28 protein-coding genes and 1 pseudogene are annotated in these 25,186 nt (G+C 65.7%); 11 read left to right on the top strand and 18 right to left on the bottom strand.

Features of this window, described 5'->3' with window-relative positions:
- Positions 1–291 precede the first annotated feature (291 nt).
- From EET13_RS10020 to EET13_RS09975, 10 genes are all read left to right on the top strand, one after another.
- Positions 292–1,035 carry a recombinase family protein gene (locus tag EET13_RS10020; RefSeq protein ID WP_122442143.1) on the top strand — a complete coding sequence of 248 codons (744 nt, stop codon included), beginning with the start codon at positions 292–294 and terminating at the stop codon, positions 1,033–1,035.
- 202 nt (positions 1,036–1,237) lie between these two features.
- Positions 1,238–1,591 carry a hypothetical protein gene (locus tag EET13_RS31315; protein WP_244603842.1) on the top strand — a complete coding sequence of 118 codons (354 nt, stop codon included), beginning with the start codon at positions 1,238–1,240 and terminating at the stop codon, positions 1,589–1,591.
- Between the two features lie 59 nt (positions 1,592–1,650).
- Positions 1,651–2,262: a hypothetical protein gene (locus EET13_RS10010; RefSeq protein ID WP_122442142.1), complete on the top strand. Its 612-nt coding sequence runs from the start codon at positions 1,651–1,653 to the stop codon at positions 2,260–2,262.
- Positions 2,263–2,293: 31 nt separating this feature from the next.
- On the top strand, positions 2,294–2,518 hold the full coding sequence (locus EET13_RS10005) for a hypothetical protein (RefSeq protein WP_122442141.1): 225 nt from the start codon (positions 2,294–2,296) through the stop codon (positions 2,516–2,518).
- Positions 2,519–2,588: 70 nt separating this feature from the next.
- Positions 2,589–3,149: a hypothetical protein gene (locus EET13_RS10000; RefSeq protein WP_122442140.1), complete on the top strand. Its 561-nt coding sequence runs from the start codon at positions 2,589–2,591 to the stop codon at positions 3,147–3,149.
- Between the two features lie 81 nt (positions 3,150–3,230).
- Positions 3,231–3,482 (top strand): hypothetical protein, encoded by a 252-nt coding sequence (locus EET13_RS09995; protein WP_122442139.1) that lies wholly within the window; start codon positions 3,231–3,233, stop codon positions 3,480–3,482.
- Entirely contained in the window at positions 3,482–4,984 is a 1,503-nt protein-coding gene (locus EET13_RS09990; RefSeq protein ID WP_122442170.1) for a terminase large subunit domain-containing protein, read from the top strand. The genes EET13_RS09995 and EET13_RS09990 overlap by 1 nt, the downstream gene beginning before the upstream one ends.
- A gap of 44 nt (positions 4,985–5,028) precedes the next feature.
- A complete protein-coding gene (locus EET13_RS09985; RefSeq protein ID WP_122442138.1) occupies positions 5,029–5,466 on the top strand; it encodes a LexA family transcriptional regulator in 438 nt (145 codons plus the stop codon).
- A gap of 52 nt (positions 5,467–5,518) precedes the next feature.
- Complete coding sequence (locus EET13_RS09980) at positions 5,519–5,758, top strand: hypothetical protein (protein ID WP_122442137.1); 240 nt, start codon at positions 5,519–5,521, stop codon at positions 5,756–5,758.
- A gap of 4 nt (positions 5,759–5,762) precedes the next feature.
- A complete protein-coding gene (locus tag EET13_RS09975) occupies positions 5,763–6,707 on the top strand; it encodes a DUF6602 domain-containing protein (protein WP_122442136.1) in 945 nt (314 codons plus the stop codon).
- 1 nt (position 6,708) lies between these two features.
- Here the strand turns inward: EET13_RS09975 and EET13_RS09970 are convergent, their stop codons facing one another.
- The 7 genes and pseudogenes from EET13_RS09970 to dapB all read right to left on the bottom strand — a co-directional run bounded on the left by EET13_RS09970 (position 6,709) and on the right by dapB (position 11,553).
- A complete protein-coding gene (locus EET13_RS09970; RefSeq protein WP_122442135.1) occupies positions 6,709–7,692 on the bottom strand; it encodes a DUF4238 domain-containing protein in 984 nt (327 codons plus the stop codon).
- 4 nt (positions 7,693–7,696) lie between these two features.
- Positions 7,697–8,152, bottom strand: coding sequence for a flavodoxin family protein (locus EET13_RS09965; RefSeq protein WP_168991258.1), 456 nt, complete (start codon positions 8,150–8,152; stop codon positions 7,697–7,699).
- 13 nt (positions 8,153–8,165) lie between these two features.
- Positions 8,166–9,086: a restriction endonuclease gene (locus EET13_RS09960; protein WP_122442133.1), complete on the bottom strand. Its 921-nt coding sequence runs from the start codon at positions 9,084–9,086 to the stop codon at positions 8,166–8,168.
- A gap of 150 nt (positions 9,087–9,236) precedes the next feature.
- Positions 9,237–10,043, bottom strand: coding sequence for a hypothetical protein (locus EET13_RS09955; protein WP_122442132.1), 807 nt, complete (start codon positions 10,041–10,043; stop codon positions 9,237–9,239).
- 65 nt (positions 10,044–10,108) lie between these two features.
- Positions 10,109–10,270: pseudogene (locus EET13_RS30880) on the bottom strand (flavodoxin family protein); the annotation flags it as partial.
- A gap of 50 nt (positions 10,271–10,320) precedes the next feature.
- Positions 10,321–10,797, bottom strand: a complete 477-nt coding sequence (locus tag EET13_RS09945) for a hypothetical protein (protein WP_122442130.1) — start codon at positions 10,795–10,797, stop codon at positions 10,321–10,323.
- An 18-nt stretch (positions 10,798–10,815) separates the two neighbouring features.
- Positions 10,816–11,553 carry a 4-hydroxy-tetrahydrodipicolinate reductase gene (gene dapB / locus EET13_RS09940; protein WP_122442129.1) on the bottom strand — a complete coding sequence of 246 codons (738 nt, stop codon included), beginning with the start codon at positions 11,551–11,553 and terminating at the stop codon, positions 10,816–10,818.
- A 235-nt stretch (positions 11,554–11,788) separates the two neighbouring features.
- On the opposite strand from dapB, the gene EET13_RS09935 reads away from it, so the two are divergent.
- Complete coding sequence (locus EET13_RS09935) at positions 11,789–13,129, top strand: HNH endonuclease signature motif containing protein (protein WP_122442128.1); 1,341 nt, start codon at positions 11,789–11,791, stop codon at positions 13,127–13,129.
- A gap of 4 nt (positions 13,130–13,133) precedes the next feature.
- Here the strand turns inward: EET13_RS09935 and EET13_RS09930 are convergent, their stop codons facing one another.
- From EET13_RS09930 to EET13_RS09880, 11 genes are all read right to left on the bottom strand, one after another.
- Positions 13,134–14,222, bottom strand: coding sequence for an NAD(P)H-dependent amine dehydrogenase family protein (locus tag EET13_RS09930; protein WP_122442127.1), 1,089 nt, complete (start codon positions 14,220–14,222; stop codon positions 13,134–13,136).
- A gap of 3 nt (positions 14,223–14,225) precedes the next feature.
- Entirely contained in the window at positions 14,226–15,251 is a 1,026-nt protein-coding gene (locus EET13_RS09925; RefSeq protein ID WP_122442126.1) for a Rieske 2Fe-2S domain-containing protein, read from the bottom strand.
- Between the two features lie 99 nt (positions 15,252–15,350).
- Positions 15,351–16,460, bottom strand: coding sequence for a PDR/VanB family oxidoreductase (locus EET13_RS09920; protein ID WP_122442125.1), 1,110 nt, complete (start codon positions 16,458–16,460; stop codon positions 15,351–15,353).
- Between the two features lie 27 nt (positions 16,461–16,487).
- Positions 16,488–17,405, bottom strand: a complete 918-nt coding sequence (locus EET13_RS09915; protein ID WP_122442124.1) for a metal-dependent hydrolase — start codon at positions 17,403–17,405, stop codon at positions 16,488–16,490.
- Between the two features lie 87 nt (positions 17,406–17,492).
- Positions 17,493–17,954 (bottom strand): SRPBCC family protein, encoded by a 462-nt coding sequence (locus EET13_RS09910; protein WP_122442123.1) that lies wholly within the window; start codon positions 17,952–17,954, stop codon positions 17,493–17,495.
- 137 nt (positions 17,955–18,091) lie between these two features.
- A complete protein-coding gene (locus EET13_RS09905; RefSeq protein ID WP_122442122.1) occupies positions 18,092–19,126 on the bottom strand; it encodes a nitronate monooxygenase in 1,035 nt (344 codons plus the stop codon).
- Between the two features lie 4 nt (positions 19,127–19,130).
- Complete coding sequence (locus EET13_RS09900) at positions 19,131–20,447, bottom strand: M16 family metallopeptidase (RefSeq protein ID WP_122442121.1); 1,317 nt, start codon at positions 20,445–20,447, stop codon at positions 19,131–19,133.
- Positions 20,425–22,719: a polyribonucleotide nucleotidyltransferase gene (locus EET13_RS09895; RefSeq protein ID WP_122442120.1), complete on the bottom strand. Its 2,295-nt coding sequence runs from the start codon at positions 22,717–22,719 to the stop codon at positions 20,425–20,427. The genes EET13_RS09900 and EET13_RS09895 overlap by 23 nt, the downstream gene beginning before the upstream one ends.
- Before the next feature lie 386 nt (positions 22,720–23,105).
- The gene (gene lppU, locus EET13_RS09890) at positions 23,106–23,624 is read right to left on the bottom strand and encodes an LppU family putative lipoprotein (RefSeq protein WP_122442119.1); all 519 of its coding nucleotides are present in this window, start codon (positions 23,622–23,624) and stop codon (positions 23,106–23,108) included.
- Positions 23,625–23,635: 11 nt separating this feature from the next.
- Positions 23,636–23,905, bottom strand: coding sequence for a 30S ribosomal protein S15 (gene rpsO, locus EET13_RS09885; protein WP_023372450.1), 270 nt, complete (start codon positions 23,903–23,905; stop codon positions 23,636–23,638).
- Between the two features lie 120 nt (positions 23,906–24,025).
- Positions 24,026–25,000 carry a bifunctional riboflavin kinase/FAD synthetase gene (locus EET13_RS09880; protein ID WP_168990734.1) on the bottom strand — a complete coding sequence of 325 codons (975 nt, stop codon included), beginning with the start codon at positions 24,998–25,000 and terminating at the stop codon, positions 24,026–24,028.
- Positions 25,001–25,186 lie beyond the last annotated feature (186 nt).

Below are 25,186 nucleotides of genomic sequence, written 5' to 3'. Positions count from 1 at the left end.
GCAAACGACAGCGGACTGGGATCAGATTGGCGCGCTTCGCGATCGAACCGTGGCTCGACGGCTGCACCGACGGCTGACCTCGGCGAGGACTGGCGGGCTACGCGCCGCAACGATGCCTTCACGGAACCGCCCGCGAGCACGGGTGCGCCGGGCTGGCGTCCCAGCCGCGCCGGTTCGTGACCTGAAAACCCCTCGGCCACAGCGCAACTCACGTCTGTCAGGGCACGCCGTCAGCTATAGTCGCTACTAGACCTTCAGCTCTAATCGCGGCCCACATAGGAGACTTGAGCCATGCAGGAACGTAAGCGTCGACTTGTTGCGTACCTCCGCGTGTCGACCATCGAGCAGAAGGCTCACGGGTTCGGGCTCGACGTGCAGCGCCGGGCAATTCGCGACGCGGTTCGCGCTCTGGACGCCCGCGTGGTCGCCTGCTGCAGCGATGAAGGCCTATCCGGCGCGCTGCCCGCCATCGATCGCCCCGGCCTCACCGAGGCGCTGGACATGATCGACAACGGCGAGGCCGACGGGCTGATTGTGCGTGACCTCGACCGGCTGGCGCGCTCCGTCACCGTGCAGGAGGCGCTGTTGACGAGGGTCTGGCTGGTCGGCCACGCCGCCGTGTTCACCAGCCTGCCGCCCGCCGAGGTGATGCGCGACGACCCTGACGACCCGATGCGCACGGCGATGCGCGAGATGGCTGGGGTGTTCGCCGGTTTGGAACGCCGAATGATCGCCAAGCGCCTCCGCGATGGACGGCGTGCCAAGGCCGCTGCAGGCGGACACGCCACGGGCGCAACGCCGTACGGGTGGCGCTCGGGCAAGCGCAGCCCGGCCAACCCCAACGGCGCGTTGGTGCCGGTGCCTGCCGAGCAGGCCGCGCTGCGCCGCATGAACGAGTTGCGCGACACCGGAGCCAGCACGCAGCAGATCGCCGACACGCTCACCGCCGAGGGGCATCCGACCAAGCGCGGCGGGCGGTGGGCTTCAGCCACCGTGAGCCGCATCCTGTCCCGTCAGCTCGAACCGACCGCCTGACCGGTAATGGCGTGCAAAGGTGCGCCGACGCTCCCGACGCGCCAACGAACCCCGGTTGATTCTGGTCAGCCGGGGTCGTTGCGTTTGCCCTGGATCGAGACGGTTTCCACCCTCGCCTCTGGTTAGTTTGGTTACCGTATAGCGTTGTGCCGCAACATGTTTAAGCGTATTCCTTGCACGCCTCAGTGGCATGATGGGCGCTATGACAGTCAGCACCCCGACCCCGGCCCACCCTCGCTCGCGCCCGATGGAGTCGTGGCGTGCGCGCAAGGCGGTGCTCGCCAGCCGTGGTGAGGTTGACGGACCTCGCGTTGCCGAATGCGATACGGCACTGAGCTTTTGGCGTCGTCGCACGTTCCTGATCAGAGACACCGGCCTGAGCGCCGAACGGGCTGATGCACTGCTCGACTTGATCGAGTCCACGCCCCGGCCCGCAGAGGTCGCGCAGGCACCCGCCCCACACGATGACCTGCCCGCACCCCATTCGCCCGCAAGCGTTGCGAAGAGGCAGCCGGAATCGCCATTGGAGCCTGCGCCCGCCGAGGCGACGCCGTGATTGCGATGCGCGACCCGGCCTCGCCTACACCTGTGGCCCGCCCGTCGAGAGGACGACTCATGGATCAGGCTGAAATCCGCCGACGTCGCGGCAACCTGTCGGTGGACGACTACCGGGGCTTCTCAGTGTGCCGCGAGGTCGCCGACGTGGCCGGGCCTCTGGCTGCTCAGGTCACCGCCCAGCCGTGCCCTCTGGAGTTGCGGCGGCAGGTGCTCGCCTACGCCGACGCGGCGCATGAGGCGGCGGGCTCCATGACCCGCTGGCACGCCGAGCGCGATGCGCGCCGTCGCACCGAACACCTGGCCGATGACCCCGGCAAGCGCAAGTACGCCATGACCACGATCTGCGATCTCGCCCCGCGCCCGGCCCTGCCGAAGATCACCGACGAGATGATCGCTGACGGTTCGTGGGCGGTGGCGCTGGTCGAGATGGTCACGCCGGTCGACGACGCGCTGCGTGACCTGCTCGCCACCGCGTTCCCGCCGGGCGCGCCCGCGCTGCGTGGTCGCCCGTCGCGCTCACACGTGCTGGCTGCGCTGCTGCGCGAGACTGTCGACCGGGCCGCAATGTCGTTGCAACGGGCGCTCGACCGGGCCGACACCGAACCGTCCGCTCTGCCCGCCAAGCCCGACCCCCGCGCCGAGTTGGCCGCGCTGGGCATCGACGTCTAAGACCACAACCGCCAGAGAGACAGGATTTTTAATGACGGACTATCGCGGCCCGCGCTGCCGGTCCTGCAACGGCCCGTGCTGGCAGTGGAAGGGCGACGTCTGGGGTTACACCTGCACGGCCTGCATCAATGACCACCTCGAAGCGGCTGCAGCGCGTGCCGACGTCCGCGACCAGAAGGCCCGCAAGCGCAATCTCTCCAAGCTGCTCAGCAACAAAGACTCTCCTTCGGTCTGGAAGGTGGCGTCGGGGCGGTGATCTGAGCTATGTGCCGATCGCCCCGACGTCCCACCGAGACGCAACTTGTAATAGCTAGGAAGGGCCAACTATGACCAAGACCCGCCCACCGCTGACGTGGGCCGACTTGACCGACGGCGAGATGCTGCACCTGCGGGCGTGCGTCCATGAAGCAGGCCACGCCGTCGTCGGTGCCGTGCTCGGCGGCGAGATCGGCACGGCCATCGTGAGCGACAGCAGGGTGAACGGCTTGGAGGGGTTCGTCCACTGGGCGAACCTCCCCGACCATATCGACGCCCGAGTCACCTACGCGGGCATGGCTGCCGAGAGCCGGTTGCTGTACGGGCCGCGCCCGACAACTGCGCAGCTCCGGTACCTGCAGACCTACAACGGTCGAGACACCAAGGCTCTGTGCGCAGCGGCGGTGCGGGAGATGAACACGCCCGGCACCCCGACAGCGGAGGCGCGAATGGTGGTGCCGCCGTTACTGAACCGCACGTGGGGCGCGGTCGTGAAGGTCGCGCAACAGCTGCACCGGACCAGCGAGGCCTCCCACGATGACGTGTGCGCCGCGCTTGGGTTGCCCAAGGGCGACAGGGGCGGGCCGAGCAGTACCCATATCGCCTTCTTGACCGCGGGGCTGCGGCGGTGACCGCCGCGACCGCCTGACTCACCCCCACAGCCACGAAGGTCTCCGCCGCCAACGACTCACCACCAACACCGAGGAGACCCAATGAGCACCAACACCGTCGACCGCAGACATGTTAGCTATCTCGGCGACTACTGCGGGCACTGCAACCCCGCCGGAGACCAGGCCGACAGTTGCGTTCGTTTGTCCACCCTGGTCGAACCTGATGCGGTGACGTGGCACGGCGACCGGCGCGTGACGTGCGAGTACGTCTGCGTTCACTGCGGCCATCGGTGGACCCGCACCGACCTGTGGGATGCCGAACAGGCGGGGTTCGACCGGAAGGGCGCGGCGTGATCGAGGCCTTCACGACGCTCACTGCCGCCCGTGCTCTGCGGGCCGGTCGAGGCCGGCAACGGCCCAGTAGCCCTGCCGATCTGGCGCGTCGGCTGGACCCGAAGTTCGTTGTCACGCCGACCATCCGGCTGCTGTCGGACATCGCCGTGCGCGCTGTTGAGGAACCGGACTGCCGCGATATCGTGACGACCCCGCCGCGCACCGGCAAGTCCAGGCTGCTGGCTGTGTGGGAGGTGGTGTGGGCACTGATGCGCAATCCCGACCTGCAAATCGTGCTGGTCAGCTACAGCGATGAACTCGCTCAGGCCCATAGCCGCGAGGCACGCCAGCTGATCAATGAGCACGCCGACTACCTCGGCATCCGGCTGTCCGCCGACAAGACGGCAGTGGGGCGATGGCGGGTCGAGGGCCACGCGGGCGGGCTGCTCGCGACCGGGATCAACAGCGGCGTGACGGGTTTCGGTGCCGATCTCATGGTGATTGACGACCCGGTGAAGGATGCCGCCGAGGCCGACAGCGCGGCGCACCGCCGCCGCGTGATCACCGAGTACCGCTCCACCCTGGCGACCCGCGTGCATCCCGGCGGGTCGGTGCTGTTGGTGATGACGCGCTGGCACGAACGCGACCTGGCAGGCGAACTGCTCGACGCCGAACCCGACGTCTGGACCCACACCAACGTGCCTGCCGTCGCCGAGACCGGCGCGCCCGACGTGTTGGGCCGGTCGCCCGGCACCGCCATGACGTCGGCGCTGGGCTTCACCGCTGAACACTTCGCCGCCGCTCGCCGCACCTCCGGTGAGCGCGCCTGGTACGCCTTGTACGAGGGGGTGCCCTCGGCTCCCGAGGGCGGTCTGGTCAAGCGCGAGTGGCTCGATGCGTGGCGGCTGCCTGCAGCGCCGAGCGGCGCGGTCAAGACCGTGATCGGTGTTGACCCGGCTGACTCCGGCTCCGGCGACGCCTGCGGCATCGTCGCTGCGAGCCTCACGCCTGAGGGCGTCGTGGCTGTGATCGCCGATGTCTCCGCGCCGATGACGTCCGACCAATGGGCCAGGGCCGCTGTCGATCTGGCGGTCGACGTCGGCGCATCTGAGATCGCCGTGGAGGGATTCGCCGCCCGCGAGACGTATCGGCGTGTCGTCACCGATGCGCTGCGCCGCGCCAAGCTCGACCGCCCGATCAAGGTCACGACGTGGCCTCCCAAGGGCAGCGGTCGCGGCGGCGGTGATGCGCTGGCCCGGTCGGCGGCGCTGCTGCAGGGCTTGGAGACCGGCACCACCCGCATCGCCGGGCACCTGCCTGACCTCGAAGGCGCGGCGGTGACGTGGCAGGCCGGACAGCACCAGCCCGACGCCCTCGCCGCAACGGTCGTGGCTCACGACGTGCTGGTCCACTCGATCGGTCAGCGGTGGGGGTTTGCGTCACCGCTAGGCAGCGAGCGCCGTGCTCGCGAGGGCGCGATCACGGCCATGCCGGGGTACCTGCGCCGCCGGATCAGCGGGTAGCTGACCTCCCTGCCGTTGTCGGGGTGCGGGGGCATACTCGCGCCATGATCGCCGACACATGGACAGATCGGGACTTGCCGGTGCTGCGGGCAGCCGTCGAGATATTCGACCGCACGGGCCGGAATCCGAGCGCCGCTGAACTCGGGGCGGCGTGTGAGTTCGATAAGGACACAGTGCAGCGGGCACTGCGCGCTCTCTATCGAGAGCCGTACTTCGAGAAGGGCATGAATGCCTTCAGCGGGCAAATCCTCGCGGTCGGGCCGCCGACGAGTGCCGCGCTGCGGGTTGCCGGGCAGTGGCCCTCACCCGAGGTGCAGCTGGAACGACTGGTGGCGGCGTTCGAGGCCGTCGCCGCCGACGACTCGCGCCCCGAGGAGGAACGGAGCCGTGCCAAGCAAGCAGGGCTGTGGCTCACGGGTGCGCTCCAACAGATCGCCATCGGCGCGCTCGGAGGTGCAGGTGGCAACATGCTGTCCGGTTAGGGGGCGGCGGTCTCGCGGAGTTGTGTCGGTGACCCCGCGCATACTGGCGACTATGACCATTCCCGACAAACTGGCCACCCTTCGAGCTGCGCTTCAGATATGCGACGAGAACGACGGCGCAGCCAGCGCGGGGGCAATGGCTGCTCGATTCGGCGTTGAACTCGACGTGGCGGTTCGGAAGCTGCTGCCGTCGATCGCCGAGTACTTCGAGTCCAGTTTGCCGGGTGACGACGGTCTCGCCGTCGTTCGGCAGCCGACCGCCGAGGCGCGCCGGTTCGCCGGGGGGTCGTGAGTGCATGACCGAGCAGCAGACCCAAGAGGGCAGCTACAGCATCGACCTGCGTTTTCACAAGATCCTGTCGACCGTCGAGCAAGAACTGCAGACCGCCCTGGCGAAAGCTCGCCTGGAATCTGACCACGGCACCACGGTCGGAGACGGAGCCGAGGAGGCGGTGCGCACCACGCTGCGTAGCTATCTTCCCTTGGTCTACAGCGTCGGCAAGGGCATCGTCTACGACGCCTTTGGAGACGGCTCACGACAGACCGACGTCGTGATCACGAACCCCGACCATCCTCTGTCGTTCCCCGAGGGCAAGTCGGGAACCTACGTCGTGGACGGTGTCGCTGCCGCCGGGGAAGTCAAGTCCTGTCTTGACGTCGCCGCGCTCAGTGACTGCATCAACAAGGGCACGGTGTTTAAGCAACTGCGGATGACGGTCAACGAGTCGGACCACGTGATGACGGCCAAAGAGCAGGCCTACATGCAGCAGATCGGCATGGTGCCGCCTTACTTCGTTGTCGCGTTTGACAACAAGGTCGCCATCGAAACAATCGGTGAGCGCCTCCGCGAGGCGGACCTGATCCCACCGCCACCAGGTAAGTCGATGGGGCCGCACGACTGGGCAGACACGCCACAACCGCCGCTCGATGCGATCTGTGTGCTCGGGAAGGGCGTGTGGCTCTACCTGCGACCTGACAACCCGATGGGCATCCAGATCGGAATTCAGAAGGAAGACGGTTCGAAGACCGTCAAGAACGACTACTCGGGTTGGGCCTATGCCCAAACGGACGCTCCGCTGGTGCTGACGATGATATGGCTGCACGCCGCGATGCCCCGAGTGCTCCGAGGTACGTCGGTGTTCCGGCCCTACCTCATCCCGCCGATACGGCACGCCAACTACATGAAAGCCCAGGCCCAACCCGTCGGAACCGACGACCTCAGCAAGCCGGAGTCCGGCTGACTCAGATCACCTCCCCGTCCGGAATGTCGAGCTCAGCCGGCGAAACGAGGTTGCTGAGCGTTGGCTCCGGCAGCTTGGGCGGCAGGAACGATTCATCGTCAGGGTGCAGGTAGAGATACTCGCTAGCCGACCTGATCGTGCTCTCGTTGATGAACTTCTCCATCGCGGTTGTGCCTGGTTCGGCCGAGTCCAGTTGACCCGCCCGCACCCGTTCGACCGGATACCGGAACTCAATCATCGGCGTGACGTCGCTCATCACAAGGCCGAGTTTCCGGGTCACGGGAAACGTGATTCCCCACGCCGTCGCGAAACCCACACCCTGCCACGGCTTGCTATCTTCAGCGGGCACAAGGCCGACTGGTTGGTCGCAGGTGACCAACGAGCGGCGGTCAAATCGAACCAGCTTCCAGGGCCGAGACACGATGTACGGCAACGACTCATCCGCGCCGTTGATGATCTGTTCGATGTGCGCTATCGGCGCAAGGGTAATCGGTGGCCCGCTGGGTTGAGTCGCTTGCTGCCAGAGGGTTTCGGCCTCATCGTCATCGACCTCGACGCCGTAACGCTTCTCGACCCACTGCTTGATGTTGTCCCGCCCGGTGAACTGCACCTCCAAACGGGTCATCTGCGCGGCGAGGTATTCGAGGGTCCGACGGTGGTCGGGTCCGCGAAGGTATTGCACCGCCATATGGGTCGCGAGCGTCAGGCGGTCCTCTTCGGAGAGCGGCCAGGTGCCCTCCTCGATCACGCGCAGGACCGATGCCGCGTTACCTTCCAACAGTGACAGCGCCTTCTCGAACGCGTCCGCGCCGTCGGGATGTCCGTCGATCGAATAGAAGCGATTTGTCGCGGCAGTGTTTCTCACGCGAGACGTGTACCGCTTCTCGCCCGGCAATCTCACGGTTGTGATCCGTGCTGAGTCGTCTGCAAACCCAGCGAGGTAGAACTGGGGCACCGTGTGATGGAGCTTCGCCTCGGCGGCCAATTCGTCACTCCCCCATAAGCGTTGCGGCGACGGTTGCGCCGAGATTCCAACAGGCCTCAACGTCGGCTTTGGTCGGTTTGCCCGACACGATCACGGTCTCCGCGGCACGCTCCCAGCCCAATCCGGCGGTGATACCGTCGAGCGCACGTTCGGCTCCCTCGGTGCCTTCGTTGCCATGAAGGTAGACGCCGAACGGGCGGCCACGTGTGGAGTCGAGCAGCTGATAGTACGACTGGTCGAACGCCAGCTTCAAAGCACCGCTGATATAGCCCAGATTCGCCGGAGTGCCCAACACGTAGCCGTTGGCCTCCAGCATCTCGACAGGCGACACAGTGAGCGCCGGTCGGCGGACGACCTCCACGCCCTCGATGTCGGGATCGGTGGCACCGGCCACGACCGCCTCGAACATCTCCTGGCAGTGTGGCGACGGGGTGTGATGGATGATCAGCAGGCGTGGCACTGACGTCGCCCCCTCATATTGATTCGAAGAAGTCCTCATCAAGGCGGTAGAGCGTCACCGACTGCTCGGGCTGGACTCCAACGCCGTACTGCACAAGAAGCTCAGCGAGGCGGGCACCGTCGATCAGTTCTATCCGAGCGTTGATCCGCTCCGCTTCGTCTTGCGCACCTCTGGTGAAACGCGATGTCGTGATGAAGACTCCCCGATCACCCTGTTTCGAGAGCAGCGCCCCCGCAAAACCGTGAATTGCAGGCCGATCGACCGCCGCGTCCGTGTACCGCTTGGCCTGGATATAGATGCGGTCTAACCCCAGCGGGTCTTGGCTGATGATTCCGTCGACGCCGCCATCGCCGGAGGGCGCGGTTCGGTGCGCCGAGCCGGTGCGCCCGTACCCCATCCGGTCGAGTAATCGCACGACCAATTCCTCAAAGCCAGTGGGCGATAGCTTGAGCGCCGCCGCAAGCACTTCGCGCTCGACCGCCGTGCGGTTAATTCGCTCTGCACGCTCAGCGAGATCGTTCGGCGTACTCGAATCGTCGTCGGTGGCGGCTGACTTCTCCGCGCTGTCCCCATCGTCGGTGGACCGGCCTCGCTTCCGATCGCGGAACTCTAGATACGCCGGGTAAATCTCCAACGCCTTTGTGTCGATCCGCTGCGGGTGCTTGGCCAGCGCCGCACGACCCTCATCCGAGATCCTGACGAGGCCACGTCCCGGCCGTTCGATCAGACCGGCTTGACTCAGGTACGACATCGCCCATCCGGCGCGATTGTCGATGCGCCGCTGCCCACTCGGCACCTTGGCTGCGCGCTCCTCAACGGTAAGGGCGAACTCATCGGCCATCGCTTCGATCACGTCACGCGACCGATGAATCTGTCCGTCTGCCAGCGACGCGAGTACAGGGCGCATGAGCGTCTGATAGTCAGGGATCGTCACTGCGCAGGCTCCCGCTCAGACGAAAACATTGTGCTGCTCCCCCGCTTTTTAGATTGGTCGATGCGTGACACTCTGACTAGACCATCGGGCGCTCAGAGCACAAGCGCGGTCTAAGCTCAGTACGCCGGTATCTACCCCACAGATTCCACGTCACTCAGCCAGATCCTTCCGTGGTTCGATCTCCCATGTTCCATCCTCGTTGCGGGCGATCACACGAAGATCGACGTTCTCAGAGTGTGGTAACACCGGCCGCCCCGATATGTAGAGATTCCCGTGGATGCGAGTGGCGAAGTGCTCGACCCGGATTGATTTGTAGACCTTCGCGACCTGCACCGGGCCGCCCACAGTGCGAAATTCTGGATCCGCCGTCTGCTTATATAGGGCCTCTAGAGGGCGGTAGTCGAGCTTCCCCGACATGACGCCAAGACTGTAGTCCTTTGCCATCTGGCCAGTGAGTTTCCGGCCAGCATCGCCAATTACGCCATACAAACGAACCTTGGCGGGTCTCGCGATCGAGCGGGGCGGGTTTCGCAATCCGGCAAGGACGAACTGCGAAGTGCGCTTGTCGAAGAGGTAGTGGTAGATCAAGAATCTGCCCTCGGACCAGGACCATCCAGCTAGCAGAAACTCACAGCCGGGCGGATCCGCTGCGGCCGGACCTGCAGCCTGTTCCAGGACCACATTCAGCACGCGCTCGAGGTGACCGGCGTACTTCGGTAAGTCCAAGGTTCGCAACAACGATCCTTCGTAGGATCGCGTGGTGGCAAGCACCTGGAATATGAGTGGCAATGCTCGCCACGTGTTGCCGGCAAACCCCAGGAGTGCATCAGATCTACCGATATCGAAAATCTTGGCGCACGCGTCCCAATCTTCACCGCCACCTAAGCGGCTATCGCTAGCCATGACAAGTTCGCGCTGCAAGCCAACCTCGCGCTCCCACGCCACGACTGTTGTCATCCGACACTCCACGTGGAGCGGCGAGACATCGTCGGGGTACTAGACGGGTTTTGCACCAAATACTGTTTGAGGGCACCGCTAAGGTATCCGAGGTTGGCCGGTGTGCCGAGCACGTAGCCGTCGGCTTCCAGCATCTCGACCGGCGACACCGTGAGCGCCGGCCGCCGCAGCAGCTCCACGCCCTCGATTTCAGGGTCTGTCGCCCCGGATACGACCGCCTCGAACATCTCCTGACAGTGCGGCGACGGGGTATGGTGCACGACGAGCAGGGTCTTGGTCACCGACGCCTCCCACAGCGCCTTTCCAGCTCCGCGGCCGTTTTCATGGCTTCCCGGGCCCGACGGCGGTCGCCCGCGTAGTCGTGGGCCCTGGCCAGCCGGTACCAACGACGCCAGTCGTCGGGCTGGTGTTCGAGGTCGACGCGCACACTGTCGAACAACTGGTCGGCCGCGGCCCGTTCGATGCGGCCCGAGGGCCGCCGCGGCAGCGCGCTGACGTCAAGTTCCATCCCGTCGTCAGCGATGAGCCGGGCCAGCCTCTGATGTGCGAATCCGGCCCGCAGCGTGGCGATCATCGCCCATAGTCCGATGCCCGGCATGACCAACAAGGACAGCCCCAGGCCCATCGCGGCAGCCCGGCCCGAACCGATCAAGGTGAACCCAATGCGGCCGAGCAGAGCTAGGTACGCCAGCAATGCCAGGCACATGAACGCGATTAGCAGCTGGATGCGCATGGTGCGAGCGGCGCCTGTCATCGGATTCTGATTGTCCCGTTATCGCAGGTCGAGTAGCGGTTCAATGCCCAGGGTCAGGCCGGGATGGTCTCGGATGCAGCGCACCGCCAGCAGCACCCCGGGCACAAACGAGCTGCGATCGAGACTGTCGTGACGAATAGTCAGCGTCTCCCCTTGAGTTCCGAACAGCACCTCTTGGTGAGCGACCAGTCCGGCCAGCCGTACCGCGTGCACCGGGATGCCGTCGACGTCGGCGCCGCGGGCTCCGGGAAGACTGGTGCTGGTGGCATCGGGGTTGGGCGGCAAGCCTTTTCGAGCCGCGGCAATCAGCTTGGCAGTGCGCGTCGCGGTGCCCGACGGAGCATCGGCCTTGTTCGGGTGATGCAACTCGATGACCTCGGCCGAGTCGAAGAACCGAGCGGCCTGTTTGGCGAAATGCATACACAGCACCGCCCCGATGGCAAAGTTCGGCGCAATCAGCACCGATGTGTCGGGCTTTCCCGCGAGCCATTCTGCCACCTGCTGGACGCGCTCGGAAGTAAAGCCGGTGGTGCCGACCACCGCGTGAATCCCGTTGTCAATCAGGAACTTTAGATTATCCATCACGACTTCGGGGTGCGTGAAGTCGATGACCGCCTCGGTGTTGCCGTCGGTCAGCAGACTCAGCGGATCACCGGCATCCACCTCGGCCGACAGGGTCAGGTCTTCGGCGGCCCGCACCGCCGCCACCATCGTCGCTCCGACTTTGCCCTTGGCTCCCAGCACACCTACCCGCATTTGTTGAAGCCTACTGCGGCCGGTACTTCCGCAAACATGCGTGCTCGCCCATCTAAGCCTTCCGGCGCGGGCGCCCACGGATGGGCCGAAGGCTGCGACGGCATCCTTGCGGCTCGAGGTCCCAGTGACCGGCGCCGGGCTGGTCTCATGCCCGCTGTTATCCACAGTTCGCCAACCATCCACAGCCGACGACGATCGGGCGCCGCCTTCAGCCGCCCGCCATTAGGATTCGAATATGTGTTCGATACCGCGGGCGCTGGATGCACTCGATGCGGCGGTGGCGGCATTCGATGACGTCGACTTCGACGCGTTGCCGCCCGCGGCGCGATTGGGTGCGCTGGAGCGGTTGGAGTCGGCGCGCCGGCGCCAGGCGGTGATCAGCCATAACGTCATCGCCGGCCTGGCCAAGGAGGATCCCGCCCGCATCGGAGGCCCTGCCCACAAGGTGGTCGCCGATTGGCTGCGGATCAGCTACGCCGAGGCACGCCGCCGGCTCCACGACGCCCAGCAACTATCCCCGCGCGTGACGCTCACCGGAGAGCAACTGCCGCCCAATCTGCCCGCCACCGCCGTGTCGTGGCGCCAAGGCCTGCTCGACGGACAGCATCTGCGGGTGATCCAGACCTTCTTTCGCGACCTGCCCGAGGCCACCCCGCCCGGCACCGTCGAACGAGCCGAGAGGTTCCTGGCTGGGCAAGCGACAAAGTTGCGGCCCGACCAACTGGAGAAGGTGGCGCAGCGCTGCGCCCTCTACATCAATCCCGACGGCAAGTTTTCCGACGCCGACCGCGCGCGTCAGCGCGGCTTCACCTGGTGCGGGCAGCGCCGCGACGGCATGAGCATCGCCAAGCTGGTGGCATCACCGGAGCTGCGCGCCAACCTTGATGCGTGGCTGGCGCGCTTCGCCGCGCCCGGAATGTGCAATCCGGACGACGAACAAGCTTGCGTTACAGGCCAGCCCAGCGAAGACGCCGTCACGGCCGACCGGCGCGGTCCCGCCCAGCGCCAACACGATGCACTCAACGCCCTCGTCCGCGGCCAGCTCGGTGATCCGAAACTAGGCGCGCACAATGGATTACCCGTCACCGTCATCGTGTCCACCACGCTTCAAGAGCTCACCGCAGGCACCGGGCGAGCCGTCACCGGCGGCGGCACCCTGCTGCCCATGCCCGACGTGATCCGCCTGGCCCGGCACGCGTACCACTACCTCGCCGTGTTCGACCAGCACACCAGCCGCCCGCTGTATCTGGGCCGGTCCCGGCGAATCGCCTCACCGGATCAGCGCATCGTGCTGTATGCGCAAGACCGCGGCTGCACGCACCCCGGTTGCGACGTCCCCGGTTACTGGTGTGAAGTCCACCACGTAGAGGAGTGGGCAGCAGGCGGCCGCACCGACATCGACACACTCACCTTCGCCTGCACACCTGACCATAAACTCATCGGAAAAGGCTGGCACACAAGGAAACTCCCCAACGGCCGCACCGCATGGATTCCACCACCAGAACTGGACACCGGCACCCGAACCAACGACTACCACCACCCCGAACGCCTCTTCGACGAAGATGAAGCGCCTTGACAGGTTACTTTCTGAATCGACCGGCAAACCCGCGCAAGGGAATGTCGGCGCTGGTGATCAGGCCGGGGCGCGCGGCGACCACCGACTCGATCGCATTGAGAGCCGGCATGCCGGTGACCGTCATGCCAATCGAGGCGAAGTTGGCCGGGTTGGACAGATCGACGCCGGGCTTGGGGAAGATCATGTGCTTGTTGTAAACACACGGATCGCCCTTGATCTGAGTGATGTAGCAGCCCTTGATCTTCCAGCTCGGGTCGGTGTGCGGGGTCATCTGCCACTCCAGATGCGTCTCGACCCGCGCGACTCCGTCGACCATGCCCCGGTATTTGATGTAGCTGCCGCCCACCGAGCCTTCGGGCAGCATGTACCAGCCCAGGTCGACGTCTTTGGTACAGGCTCCCAGTTCATAGCTGAACACAACCTCGTCGAGCGGCAGATCGAAGCAGTCGGCCATCATGAGCACGCTGTCGGCGAAGACCCGGGTGTACTTTTCCAGCTTCGACGGGATTTGCGGATCGTCGACCGGTTGGCCATAACCGACCTCGATCCAGGTCTCCTTGGAGTGATGGCAAGACACGTCGACGGACTCGATCGTGGTGATGTTCTCGATCTCGGCGACATCAGCCGAACACACCACGCCGAGAACCTGATTCAGGCCAGGGTTCATGCCGGTGCCGTAGAACGAGGCCCCACCCTTCTCACAAGCCTCGGCCAACAGCTGGGTCACCGGCTTCCCCGACGGATGCGGATGGTTGTGGTCGCGGTGCCACCCGGTGATCCAGTCGGCGGTGGTGACGATATTGATGCCGGCCTCAAGCACTTTCACGTACAGGTCCTCGTCGGGAAACACCCCGTGGAAGGTCAGCACGTCCGGCTTGGCCGCGATGATCTCCTCGACGCTGCCGGTGGCCGATATGCCGATGGGCCCGATACCGGCCAGGTCCCCGGCGTCCGTGCCGACCTTGCCGGGCGAGTAGCAATGCACTCCGATCAGCTCCAGGTCCGGCTGCGCCTGAAGTCGCTTGATCATCTCGCGGCCGACGTTGCCGGTGGCGACCTGAAAGACGCGGATCGGGCGGCTCGGGGCATTCATTCGCTACGGCCTTTCGAGTGACGCGGCAGACACTTCGACCGCGCTGCGGCCGCGACCGTCCGGATAGAACTGCGTGGCCCAGGTGCGTATGGCGGTGAAACCCGCCAACTCGTCGGGGGCCAGCGCGGGCCGGTCGGAATAGCGCTGGTGAGCCCAGATCTCGATATCCTGCTCGAACTGCCGGATCACCTCCCGCCCGAACTCGCGCGCTCGGAGTTCGGCGCGGGCCGCATCCTTGCCCGTCGTCCGGCCGATATAGACCATGAACCGGACATCGGAGGTGGATCCGTCTACCGGCGTGATTGCCGAGATGGTGCGGTTGTCGACCATGCCCCAGCTCTTGGTCACCGCAACGCCAAGCCCGCCGTTGACCGCCTGCACGCCGCTGTTGACATCTTCGATCTGCTGACCGTCGTCACCCTCGAAGGTGATAGTGAAGTCGACATACGACACCGGCGCAGCGAAGTCGTGGCGGGTGAACACGGGCACGATCGGGGTCCGGTGCACGTACTTGAAATGCGCGAAGTCAACGCCGTTTTCGAGCACATACTGTGGATGGAGTTCCAGGCCCGGCCGGTACAACCGCTGCTGCGGGTGATAATCCGCTGCACTACCTTCGTCGAAGCTGGCGAACACATCGGGCACGTCGAAGAAGGGTTGGCGTCCGTCCACGTCGTGCCAGATGTACACCGACTCGTTGCGCTCAATCACGGGATACGTGCGAATGCGCCGCCCGCGGTTGGGCCGGTCCTGATACGGGATGCATACGTTGCGGCCCTGTTGACTCCACTGCCAGCCGTGGAAGGGACATTGCAACACCTCGCCGACTACTCTGCCGCCATAACCAAGGTGGGCGCCGAGGTGTTCGCAATAAGCGTTCATCACGGTCAGGCGGCCGGACGCGGCGCGCCACGCGACCATGTCCTGAGAGAAGTACTTCATCCGATGGACGTCACCGACCCCGATTTCGTCGCACCAAGCCACCTGGAACCATCCGGTCGGCTTCATCGACAGCGGGGGCTTGGCCATCTCAGCGGTCCTCCTTGGGTACGAATGATAGGCGGCAGCCGCGGGAAAAGCACAGTCCCCTCTACGAAAAATTGGCGTGCCGCAATGACGGAGCAGCCCTCAGCGATCGATGACCACGCGGCGGCTCTTCGCCCGGGACACGCACACCAGCATCTCGTCATCGCCTTCAGCTGCGCGGCCGCGGTGATCGACCTGTCCGGCAAGGACTTTGACCTTGCACGTGCCACAGAAGCCCTGCTGACAGGAGTATGCGGTGGTCGGGTCGTCGTCGCGCATGACGTCCAGCGCCGACCGGTTGGCCGGGATCCTCAGTACCCGGCCCGACCGCCCGAACTCCACCTCGAAGGGAGCGCCATCGACCACCGGCGGCGGGCTGAACCGCTCGTAGTGCAGTGGTGCGCGGGCGTGTCGAGCGCGAGCCGCACATACCGCCTCCAGCATGGGGGTCGGCCCACACACATAAACAGCCGTCCTCGGCCCGGCGTCACCCAGCAGCTCATCGACTTTAGGAAAGCGGCCGCGATCGTCGTCGGCCCAGACGGTCACCCGCTCCGGCGCCACCGCCATGACCTCCTCGAGCAACGGCATGTGGCCTCGGCTTCGGCCGGCATATACTGCACGCCAATCGGTTCCGCGCTGGTGAGCCATCTGGATCATCGGCAGGATTGGTGTCACTCCGATGCCGCCGATCACGAAAAGCAGGTCCTGTTCGGCCGTTCCGAGGCAGAACGCGTTGCGGGGCCCTTCGAAAACGAGTAAGTCGCCGACGTCATAGGCCTCATGCATCTCCACCGAGCCGCCGCCACCGTCGGCGATGCGCTGGACCGCGATCCGGTAATCCGTGCGGCGCCCGGGCCGCCCGCACAGTGAGTACTGCCGGCGCCGGCCCGAGGGCAGGTGCACGTCGATGTGAGCGCCGGGCGTCCAGGACGGCAGCAATCCACCATCCGGATGGGCCAGGGTCAACGCCACCACATCGGATGCCACGAATTGGCGTTTCACAATGGTCGCCAGATGTGTCCGTCGCACCGGGCTCACCCGCGACGGGTCCCACCGTGAGGCCGACGCCAACCCACCCAATAGCGTACGAACTCCCCACAACGCGGTGGCAAAGCGATCCGGGCGGCCCCCACCGTGCAGATCGGCTGGCCTACTGCGCCAAATACTTTGCGGCACCGTCGAACTCGACCACCCAAGCAACCGGCGCATCGCCGGGTCGCGCCTCTGAGCCATCGGTCAGTGCGACGCGCGGGCGGCGGGTGAAACGGCCAAGTAATCCACCGCCTTGTCCAGTCCACCCAGCTGTGACGGGTGGAAACCTGGCCGGTAGTAGTGACCGACGACCCGCAGCAATCGCCACGGGCCCGGCAGCAGACCGCGGCGCGCGGCATCGACGTAGTCGCGCCAACGGGGCTTGACGCCCGGCGGCACGTGGGGATCCACCGAATACATGAACTGCACTCCGCGAATCCACAACAGCAACAGCACCGGGGTGACTGCCAGCTGGGCGCGCACCTGCCGCCAATAGCCGGCGCGCAAGTGCTTCATGGTGTCGAAGGCCACCGATTTGTGCTCGACCTCTTCTGCGCCATGCCACCGGAGCATGTCCAGCATCACCGCATCGGCGCCGACGACGTCAAGCTGCGGGGAGTCCAGAATCCACTCGCCCAGCACAGCGGTGTAATGCTCGATCGCCGAGATGAACGAGACCTGCTCCAACAACCAGCGATGCTGTCTGCGTACGCTACGCCGGGGTTTGTCCGCCAACAGCTTCTCAAACAGCCAGTTGATCTGGTCGGTGAAGGGCGTGACGTCCACACCCTGGGCATCGAAGTAGGCCAGCACGCCAAAATGCGCTTGCGAATGCATCGCCTCTTGCCCGATGAATCCCTGTACGTCCAGTCGCAGCTGATCGTCCTTGAGCAGCGGCAAGGTCTTCTTGAACACTTCGACGAAGAACTCCTCGCCGGCCGGCAGCAGTAGGTGCAGCACATTCATGAAGTGCGTGGCCAACGGTTCGTCCGGAACATAGTGGAATGGCAAACGCGCCCAGTCGAACTCGACATCGCGTGCTTCCAGGACTAGATGCTCATGGTCGGCATGGCCCGGCTTGCCGGCGTGCAGCCCCGCTGCCCGTTCATCGACGGTGAACATGAGGCCCCCTTGCCTGGACGTTTACATCAGCGCGGCAATTGTCGTCCCCGTGGACACCACGCGCCGGTCAGTATAGTGCCGTGTCCGCTACTTGGCCTCAGCGCGCTGCTTGAGGCGGCGCAGGGTGAGCTGGATGTGTTCGGCGTTGGCCGCCGCCCGATCGTTGACCCCGGTTGCCATGCTGGCTAGCTTGCGAAACCAGCGCGGCCGACGGTCCCACGTGCTCTCGGTGACCCGGCAGCCGCCGTCGGAGGCGACGATGTCGTATTGCCATCGCGCCACCGGAATGACAGCGCTGCGTACATCGAATGCGAAGGTGCGCCCCGGTTCGGCGTCGGTCACGGTACATGTCGTGTGCCAGCGTCGACCGCCATTTTCGTTGTGGCCGACGAACACCGCCCCTTTGCGGACTGCGTCGCCCTTGCGCAATTGCATCGACACCGCCTCCTCGGCCAACGAGGCCAGTGTCGGCAAGTCGGTGATCATCCCGTACACCCGCTCCGGGCTGGCGTTGATCTGGACAGTGGCCGACACCGAGAGCTCAGTCATTGGCCGATCATAGCCAGCCCGCGTAGCCGCCTCGCCGATCATCGACGTCGGGGGCCCTCCGGCCGGTCAGAATCTGCGACAGTACTGATTCCCGCTATCGCAGAAACCAACGCCCGCAACAATTTTCGAAAGCCGCGCTACAGCAATCGCAGGTCAGGGGCCAACGACGCGACGATGTCGGCCGCCGGACCCGGCCGGACCTCCCGGTAGCCCGTACCCGCCCAGAGGTTGGTCCCGTGCGGGTCGTCCGCGGCGACCGCTGCTGCCCGTATCGGTTTGGTCATCTGGTTGACCTCGGGATAGCCCAGTGGCGCCACATGGTCGAGCAGTCGCGTGAAGTTGTTCGCCAGCCCGCGGGCGTACCGGCCCGAGAATGCCCGCGTGACCAGCGTTGAGTCGAACTCCGGGTTCTTCAGTGCAACCCGATGCGCCGGGTTGGTTCCCGCTTCGTCGGCGAGCAGCAGCGCGGTGCCCACCTGGGCGGCGATGGCTCCCCTGCGCAGGACGGCCGCGACGTCCTCGGCGGTGCCCAGGCCGCCGGCGGCGATGAGCGGAACCTCGTGTGCCTTGCCGATCCGATCGAGCAGCTGGTGCAGCGATTCCTCCCCCGGCTCCATGTCCGGCGCGAAGGTGCCACGATGCCCGCCAGCGCCCGGGCCCTGCACCACCAGGCTGTCGGCACCGGCCGCGACGGCAACGCCGGCCTCATACGACGACGTCACGGTGATCGACACCAGCAGTCCGAGCGCGCTCAGCCGGCGAATGACATCCGGCGGCGGCGCCCCGAAAGTGAACGACACCACCTCCGGGCGCACGTCGGCCACCACTTCGAGTTTGCGCGCCCAATCGTCGTCGTCGCCGTGTATCGGCTGGCCGACCTCACAGCGGTAGTACTCGGCAACCTCTTCGAGTTCTTCCGCGTAATACTCCAGCTGCATCCAGTCGGCGACGCTGGGCTGGGGCACAAATAGGTTCGCCCCGATCGGGCCCGTGGTCGCGGCGCGCGCGGCGGCGATATCGTCGGCAAACTTGTCTGCGGTGATGTAGCCACCCGCGACGAAGCCCAGCCCGCCCGCATTCGACACCGCCGCGGCCAGGGCCGCAGTGCCCGGCCCGCCGGCCATCGGCGCACCAACGATGGGCACCGCGATGTCCCAGAAGCCCAGCACCATCGGATTAATTTACCATCGCTCGAAGTTGTTGCGGCAGCTGTCGTTTCGAGCCATACGGTCCCAGGACGGCAGCGCCATAGCGTTTGCCCAGCAGCCGCCGGGCCACCAGGTTGACTTCGTCGACGGTGACCCGCTCGATTTGCTGAAGCGTGTGCTCGATGCTGCGGTGCTTGCCGTAATTCAATTCGCTGCGACCGATGCGGCTCATCCGCGAGCTGGAATCTTCCAGGCCCAGCACCAGCCCGCCGCGCAACGACCCCTTGGCGATCCGGCATTCCGCCTCGGTGATGCCGTCGCGCGCCACCGATTCCAGCACGCTGGCGGTCACTCGCATCACCTCGGCGAAACGTTCGGGCAGGCAGGCCGCATACACCGAAAGGGCGCCGCTGTCGGCGAAAATGTCCAGCGCGGAATACACCGAGTAGGCCAACCCGCGGGCCTCGCGGATCTCCTGGAACAGCCTCGAACTGAGCCCGCCACCCAACGCGGTGTGCAGCACCGACAGCGCCCACCGATGCTGCCAACCGCGTCCGGGCGTTCGGATGCCCAGCGAGACGTGTGTCTGCTCGGCATCGCGCTCGGCCAGCGTCAACCCGGGCATGCCGTTCACCCGGCCGGCGCCCTTGCGGGGTGCGACGGGCCGGCGCCCGCGGACCAACCGCGGCCCGAAGTGCTCCCGCACCAAAGCGACCACCTCGTCGTGGTCGACGTTGCCGGCCACCGCCACGACCATGCGCTCGGGTGTGTAGCGCCGCACGTGAAACGACTGCAGCTGGGCCCGCGTCATCGCCGATACGGATTGCACGGTCCCGATCACCGGCCGGCCCACCGGATGGTTGCCGAACAGCGCCGAGAGGAACAGGTCTGCCAGCGCGTCCTCGGGATCGTCGTCGCGCATCGCGATCTCCTCGAGGACGACGTCGCGTTCCAGCTCGACATCGTCGGCGGCGCAACGCCCGTTGAGCACCACATCGGAGACCAGATCCATGGCCAACGCCAGGTCAGCGTCGAGCACATGCGCGTAGTAACAGGTGTGTTCCTTGGCGGTGAACGCGTTCAGCTCGCCGCCCACGGCGTCCATTGCCTGCGCGATGTCCACGGCCGTGCGGGTGGGCGTCGACTTGAACAGCAGGTGCTCGAGGAAGTGCGCAGCACCGGCCACCGTGGTGCCCTCGTCACGCGATCCCACGCCGATCCAGAGCCCGACCGAGGCCGAACGCACCGATGGCAAGTATTCGGTAACGACGCGCAGACCGCCTGGCAGCGTAGTACGGCGCACCGCCTGGGCCGCCGCTGGCTCAGCTGCTGGCCGTCGCGGCATCGGTTGGCGCTGCGGTGCCAGAAGGCGCGTTGGCGGAGTTTTCCTCTTCGGCCACCAAGACGAGCGAGATCTTGCCGCGCTTGTCGATATCGGCGATCTCTACCCGCAGCTTGTCGCCGACGTTGACCACGTCCTCGACCTTCGCGATCCGCTTGCCCTTGCCGAGCTTGGAGATGTGCACCAGGCCGTCCCGCCCGGGCAGCAAGGACACGAAGGCACCGAAATCGGTTGTCTTGACCACCGTTCCGAGGAACCGCTCCCCTACCGTCGGCAACTGGGGATTGGCGATGGCGTTGATCCGGTCGATCGCGGCCTGCGCCGAGGGCCCGTCGGTGGCGCCGACGAACACGGTTCCGTCGTCCTCGATGGAGATCTGCGCACCGGTTTCTTCGGTGATGGCGTTGATGACCTTGCCCTTGGGGCCGATGACCTCGCCGATCTTGTCCACCGGAACCTTGATGGTGGTGACACGCGGCGCATACGGGCTCATCTCGTCGGGTCGGTCGATGGCCTCGGCCATCACCTCCAAGATGGTCAGCCGGGCGTCGCGGGCCTGCTCCAGCGCGCCGGCGAGCACCTGAGAGGGAATGCCGTCGAGCTTGGTGTCCAGCTGCAAAGCGGTGACGAAGTCCTTGGTTCCGGCGACCTTGAAGTCCATGTCGCCAAAGGCGTCTTCGGCGCCCAGGATGTCGGTCAGGGTGACGAACCGGCGCTCGGTTTCGCCACCGTCAACCTCGACATCGTCGGAGACCAAACCCATCGCGATGCCGGCCACCGGCGCCTTCAGCGGCACGCCGGCGTTGAGCAGAGCCAGGGTGGACGCGCAGACCGATCCCATCGATGTCGAGCCGTTGGAGCCCAGCGCTTCGGACACCTGGCGGATGGCGTAGGGGAACTCCTCAACACTGGGCAGCACCGGCACCAGCGCTCGCTCGGCCAGCGCACCGTGGCCGATCTCCCGCCGCTTGGGCGAGCCGACCCGGCCGGTCTCGCCGGTGGAGAACGGCGGGAAGTTGTAGTGATGCATGTAGCGCTTGGACGTCTCGGGGCCCAGCGAGTCGATCTGCTGGGCCATCTTGACCATGTCGAGCGTCGTCACACCGAGGATCTGAGTTTCACCGCGTTCGAACAGTGCGCTGCCGTGTGCCCGCGGTACCACGGCGACCTCGGCCGACAAAGCGCGGATGTCAGTGATGCCGCGGCCGTCGATGCGGAAGTGGTCGGTGACGATGCGCTGCCGGACTAGCTTCTTGGTCAGCGCACGGAACGCGGCGCCGATCTCCTTCTCCCTGCCCGGGTAGGTTTCGACGAGCCGCTCGAGCACCTGGGTCTTGATTTCGTCGGTGCGCTGGTTGCGTTCGGCCTTGCCGGCGATGGTCAGCGCGGCCGACAACTCGTCGGTGGCCACCGAGGACACCGCGTAGTAGACGTCGTCGCCGTACTCGGGGAACACGGGGTAGTCAGCGGCCGGTTTCGACGACATCCCAGTCGCCTCGGCGAGCTCCTGCTGCGCGGTGCAGAGTGCGGCAATAAACGGTTTGGCCGCCTCTAAGCCTTGTGCGACAACGCTTTCCGTAGGCGCCTGGGCACCGCCTTCGACGAGTTCGATGACCTTTTCGGTGGCCTCGGCTTCGACCATCATGATTGCGACGTCATTTTTCTCGAGGCTGCCGCCACCGTCACCGACCATCCGGCCGGCGACCACCATGTCGAACACCGCACGCCCGATCTGTTCGACGGTCGGAAACGCAATCCAAGTGCCGTCGATCAGCGCGACGCGCACCGCGCCGATAGGTCCGGAGAACGGCAGGCCACCCAGCTGGGTGGACGCCGACGCGGCGTTGATCGCCAGCACGTCGTACAGGTCGTTGGGGTCCAGGCTCAGGATGGTCACCACGATCTGGATTTCGTTGCGCAGACCGTCGACGAACGACGGGCGCAGCGGCCGGTCGATGAGCCGGCAGGTCAGGATGGCGTCGGTGGAGGGTCGCCCCTCCCGGCGGAAGAACGAACCGGGAATCCGGCCCGCGGCATACATCCGCTCCTCGACGTCGACGGTCAGCGGGAAGAAGTCGAAATGCTCCTTGGGGTTCTTGCTGGCGGTGGTCGCCGACAGGAGCATGTTCTCCTCGTCGAGGTAGGCGACGACAGCGCCGGCCGCCTGTAAGGCCAATCGGCCGGTCTCAAACCGGATGGTGCGGGTGCCAAAGCTCCCGTTGTCGATGGTGGCGGTCGCTTCGAACACGCCTTCTTCAATTTCAGCTACAGACATGACGTCCGCGCGCCCTCTCTGGGTTGTTCAACTGTTTCGCGTTGTCACGTACACCCTGAGGGTTCGCAGGGCCGGCTCGCGGGCCCGGACGGACCTGCGAGCCGCCCTGAGTGAGCGTCCCTAAAAGCGAGCCTGAATGCGGCTACGGCCATCGATCGAAGCGGCCGACCTTCCCAGATCCGGGGAGCCCGGCCGCCACTACCGAAGACCGCCCGATACAGGCCGGGCTGCTCCCTCGGACATACCTTGTGACTCGCTGGAGCGGTACACGCGGATCTACGTGGACCGCACCACTTGCTCGGGCCGAACCGGCCCAGAACGTCATCACTGTACACCGGCTAACTACCGGGTCATGGGAAGACCCGGATGCCTGATGTGTCCGACCACTATGTCCGCGGTCCGTTGCTGACGTCCTCGACGCACACGGCGAATCGCCGCTGGGTGTAGGTATAGCCCACGCCGCTGACACATTGGTCGGCGGTCACCGGCGGATCCAGGTCTCGAAGGATCTGCGTGGCCCGTTGTCGGTGTGGCGCCGAGGTATCGTTGCAGTCCACCCGGAACGGGTCGGTCTTGTGCGCCGGGTCGACGCTCATGCAGCCGCCGACCACCCAGTCAATGTCCAGGCACAAGGTGCTGTCTTCACCGCTCAACGAGTTATGCATGGAATACGAGGAGTCGATGTCGGCCGGGCATTGCGCGCGGCCGACCCCGGGCTTCACCACGGCGATGACCTTGAAATTCGAATCCGGGGTGCCGCACGCCGCCTTGGTGACCTGCGGTCGGTCCGGCGTGCCACCGAGCCGGAGACAATCCCCCACCTTGAGGTCAGCGACGTTGGCCGCGGACGAACACCCCAGCACTATCCCGGATGCCGCCACGAACACGCACGCGAGCGTGCGCATGCCGCCAGGTGTCAGCGACGCAGACCCAGCCGCTCGATAAGTGAGCGATAACGCTCGACATCGATCTGGGAGATGTACTTGATCAGCCGGCGGCGGCGTCCCACCAGGAGCAACAGTCCGCGGCGTGAGTGGTGGTCATGCTTGTGCACCTTCAGGTGCTCGGTTAGGTCGGCGATCCGCTTGGTCAGCAGCGCGATCTGCGCTTCGGGGGAACCGGTGTCGGTCTCGTGCAGACCGTAGGTCTTGAGAATTTCCTTTTTCTGCTCGGCAGTCAGCGCCACGAAACATCTCCATCAATTGGTCCGCGATCAAGGATTTTTCCGGCACGGCCGCCGCGAACCGCAGCACGCGCCGATTGACGACGGGCAGTCTAACAGCGGTTCAGCCCGGCGGCATAACCGTCAGCCCGCGGCCAGCAGCGTTCGGGTGCACTCGGTGTCGGCGGCAATCTCGGCGACGAGATCACGCACCGATTCGAACTTCTTCTGGCCGCGGATGCGAGCGACGAAGTCCAGGGCCACGTGCTGGCCGTACAGGTCTGCGGTGGTGTCAAGCACGAAAGCCTCGACAGTTCGGGTGCGCCCGGAGAAGGTCGGATTGGTCCCGATGGACACCGCAGCCTGATAGCGCTCACCGGGAATCACCGCGCCGGTGGCCGGACCATGGCCCAAGACGGTGAACCACGCGGCGTACACACCGTCGGCCGGTATGGCCGAATACATCGGGGGCGCGATGTTGGCGGTGGGAAAGCCCAGCTCGGCCCCTCGCCCATAACCTCGGACCACCACGCCTTCCACGCGGTGCGGCCGGCCCAATGCTTCGGTGGCGGCCATGACATCGCCTGCGTCCACGCACGACCGGATGTAGGTGGAGGAGAACGTCACCGTCTCGTGGCTGTGATGCTCGGACACCAGCGACATCGACTCCACCGCGAACCCCAATCGCTCGCCGGCCCGGCGCAGGGTGTGCACGTTGCCGGCCGCCTTCTTTCCGAAGGTGAAGTTCTCACCCACGACGACCTCAACCACGTGCAGGTGCTCGACCAGCAGCTCGTGGATGTAGCGCTCCGGTGTGAGCTTCATGAAATCGGTGGTGAAGGGCATCACCAGAAACACGTCGATACCCAGTTCTTCGACCAGCTCGGCGCGGCGGGTCAGCGTCGTCAGCTGCGCCGGATGGCTGCCGGGGTACACCACTTCCATGGGGTGTGGATCGAACGTCATCAGCACGGTCGGGACACCACGCGTCCTGCCGGCTTTCACGGCGTGTGCGATCAACTCGGCGTGCCCCCGATGCACCCCGTCGAACACTCCGACGGTGAGTACACATCGACCCCAGTCCGTGGGGATCTCGTCTTGACCGCGCCACCGCTGCACAGTCGCAAGCCTACGGCGCCGGTACAGCTGCGGCGGGCAGGATCGGCGAGTTATCGCTGGTTCGCGCTGCTCGCGCCGAGACTGCGCTGCCCGCACCGAGACTGCGCCCAGAGCGCCGATCGCGGCCTTGGGCTCGCGCGCCCACCGCAGGCTCGACAACGGCACCGGCCAACCGAGGCGATCGCA

This window comes from Mycobacterium attenuatum (genome assembly GCF_900566085.1).
Taxonomy (GTDB): domain Bacteria; phylum Actinomycetota; class Actinomycetes; order Mycobacteriales; family Mycobacteriaceae; genus Mycobacterium; species Mycobacterium attenuatum.
Note: the sequence above shows the minus strand (reverse complement) of the source record. Positions and strands in the feature narration are given on the sequence as shown.

Bases quoted from the DNA above. Each gene is read 5' to 3' on its own strand.
- EET13_RS09935 (WP_122442128.1), top strand. From the start codon at position 11,789: ATGTGTTCGATACCGCGGGCGCTGGATGCACTCGATGCGGCGGTGGCG.
- dapB (WP_122442129.1), bottom strand. From the start codon at position 11,553: ATGCGGGTAGGTGTGCTGGGAGCCAAGGGCAAAGTCGGAGCGACGATG.
- lppU (WP_122442119.1), bottom strand. From the start codon at position 23,624: ATGCGCACGCTCGCGTGCGTGTTCGTGGCGGCATCCGGGATAGTGCTG.
- EET13_RS09955 (WP_122442132.1), bottom strand. From the start codon at position 10,043: ATGACAACAGTCGTGGCGTGGGAGCGCGAGGTTGGCTTGCAGCGCGAA.
- EET13_RS09910 (WP_122442123.1), bottom strand. From the start codon at position 17,954: ATGACTGAGCTCTCGGTGTCGGCCACTGTCCAGATCAACGCCAGCCCG.
- EET13_RS10000 (WP_122442140.1), top strand. From the start codon at position 2,589: ATGACCAAGACCCGCCCACCGCTGACGTGGGCCGACTTGACCGACGGC.
- EET13_RS09975 (WP_122442136.1), top strand. From the start codon at position 5,763: ATGACCGAGCAGCAGACCCAAGAGGGCAGCTACAGCATCGACCTGCGT.
- EET13_RS09925 (WP_122442126.1), bottom strand. From the start codon at position 15,251: ATGGCCAAGCCCCCGCTGTCGATGAAGCCGACCGGATGGTTCCAGGTG.
- EET13_RS10005 (WP_122442141.1), top strand. From the start codon at position 2,294: ATGACGGACTATCGCGGCCCGCGCTGCCGGTCCTGCAACGGCCCGTGC.
- EET13_RS31315 (WP_244603842.1), top strand. From the start codon at position 1,238: ATGACAGTCAGCACCCCGACCCCGGCCCACCCTCGCTCGCGCCCGATG.
- EET13_RS09980 (WP_122442137.1), top strand. From the start codon at position 5,519: ATGACCATTCCCGACAAACTGGCCACCCTTCGAGCTGCGCTTCAGATA.
- EET13_RS09905 (WP_122442122.1), bottom strand. From the start codon at position 19,126: ATGGTGCTGGGCTTCTGGGACATCGCGGTGCCCATCGTTGGTGCGCCG.
- EET13_RS09915 (WP_122442124.1), bottom strand. From the start codon at position 17,405: ATGTTCACCGTCGATGAACGGGCAGCGGGGCTGCACGCCGGCAAGCCG.
- EET13_RS09995 (WP_122442139.1), top strand. From the start codon at position 3,231: ATGAGCACCAACACCGTCGACCGCAGACATGTTAGCTATCTCGGCGAC.
- EET13_RS10020 (WP_122442143.1), top strand. From the start codon at position 292: ATGCAGGAACGTAAGCGTCGACTTGTTGCGTACCTCCGCGTGTCGACC.
- EET13_RS09930 (WP_122442127.1), bottom strand. From the start codon at position 14,222: ATGAATGCCCCGAGCCGCCCGATCCGCGTCTTTCAGGTCGCCACCGGC.
- EET13_RS09920 (WP_122442125.1), bottom strand. From the start codon at position 16,460: ATGCGCCGGTTGCTTGGGTGGTCGAGTTCGACGGTGCCGCAAAGTATT.
- EET13_RS09900 (WP_122442121.1), bottom strand. From the start codon at position 20,447: ATGCCGCGACGGCCAGCAGCTGAGCCAGCGGCGGCCCAGGCGGTGCGC.
- EET13_RS10010 (WP_122442142.1), top strand. From the start codon at position 1,651: ATGGATCAGGCTGAAATCCGCCGACGTCGCGGCAACCTGTCGGTGGAC.
- EET13_RS09945 (WP_122442130.1), bottom strand. From the start codon at position 10,797: ATGACAGGCGCCGCTCGCACCATGCGCATCCAGCTGCTAATCGCGTTC.
- EET13_RS09895 (WP_122442120.1), bottom strand. From the start codon at position 22,719: ATGTCTGTAGCTGAAATTGAAGAAGGCGTGTTCGAAGCGACCGCCACC.
- EET13_RS09985 (WP_122442138.1), top strand. From the start codon at position 5,029: ATGATCGCCGACACATGGACAGATCGGGACTTGCCGGTGCTGCGGGCA.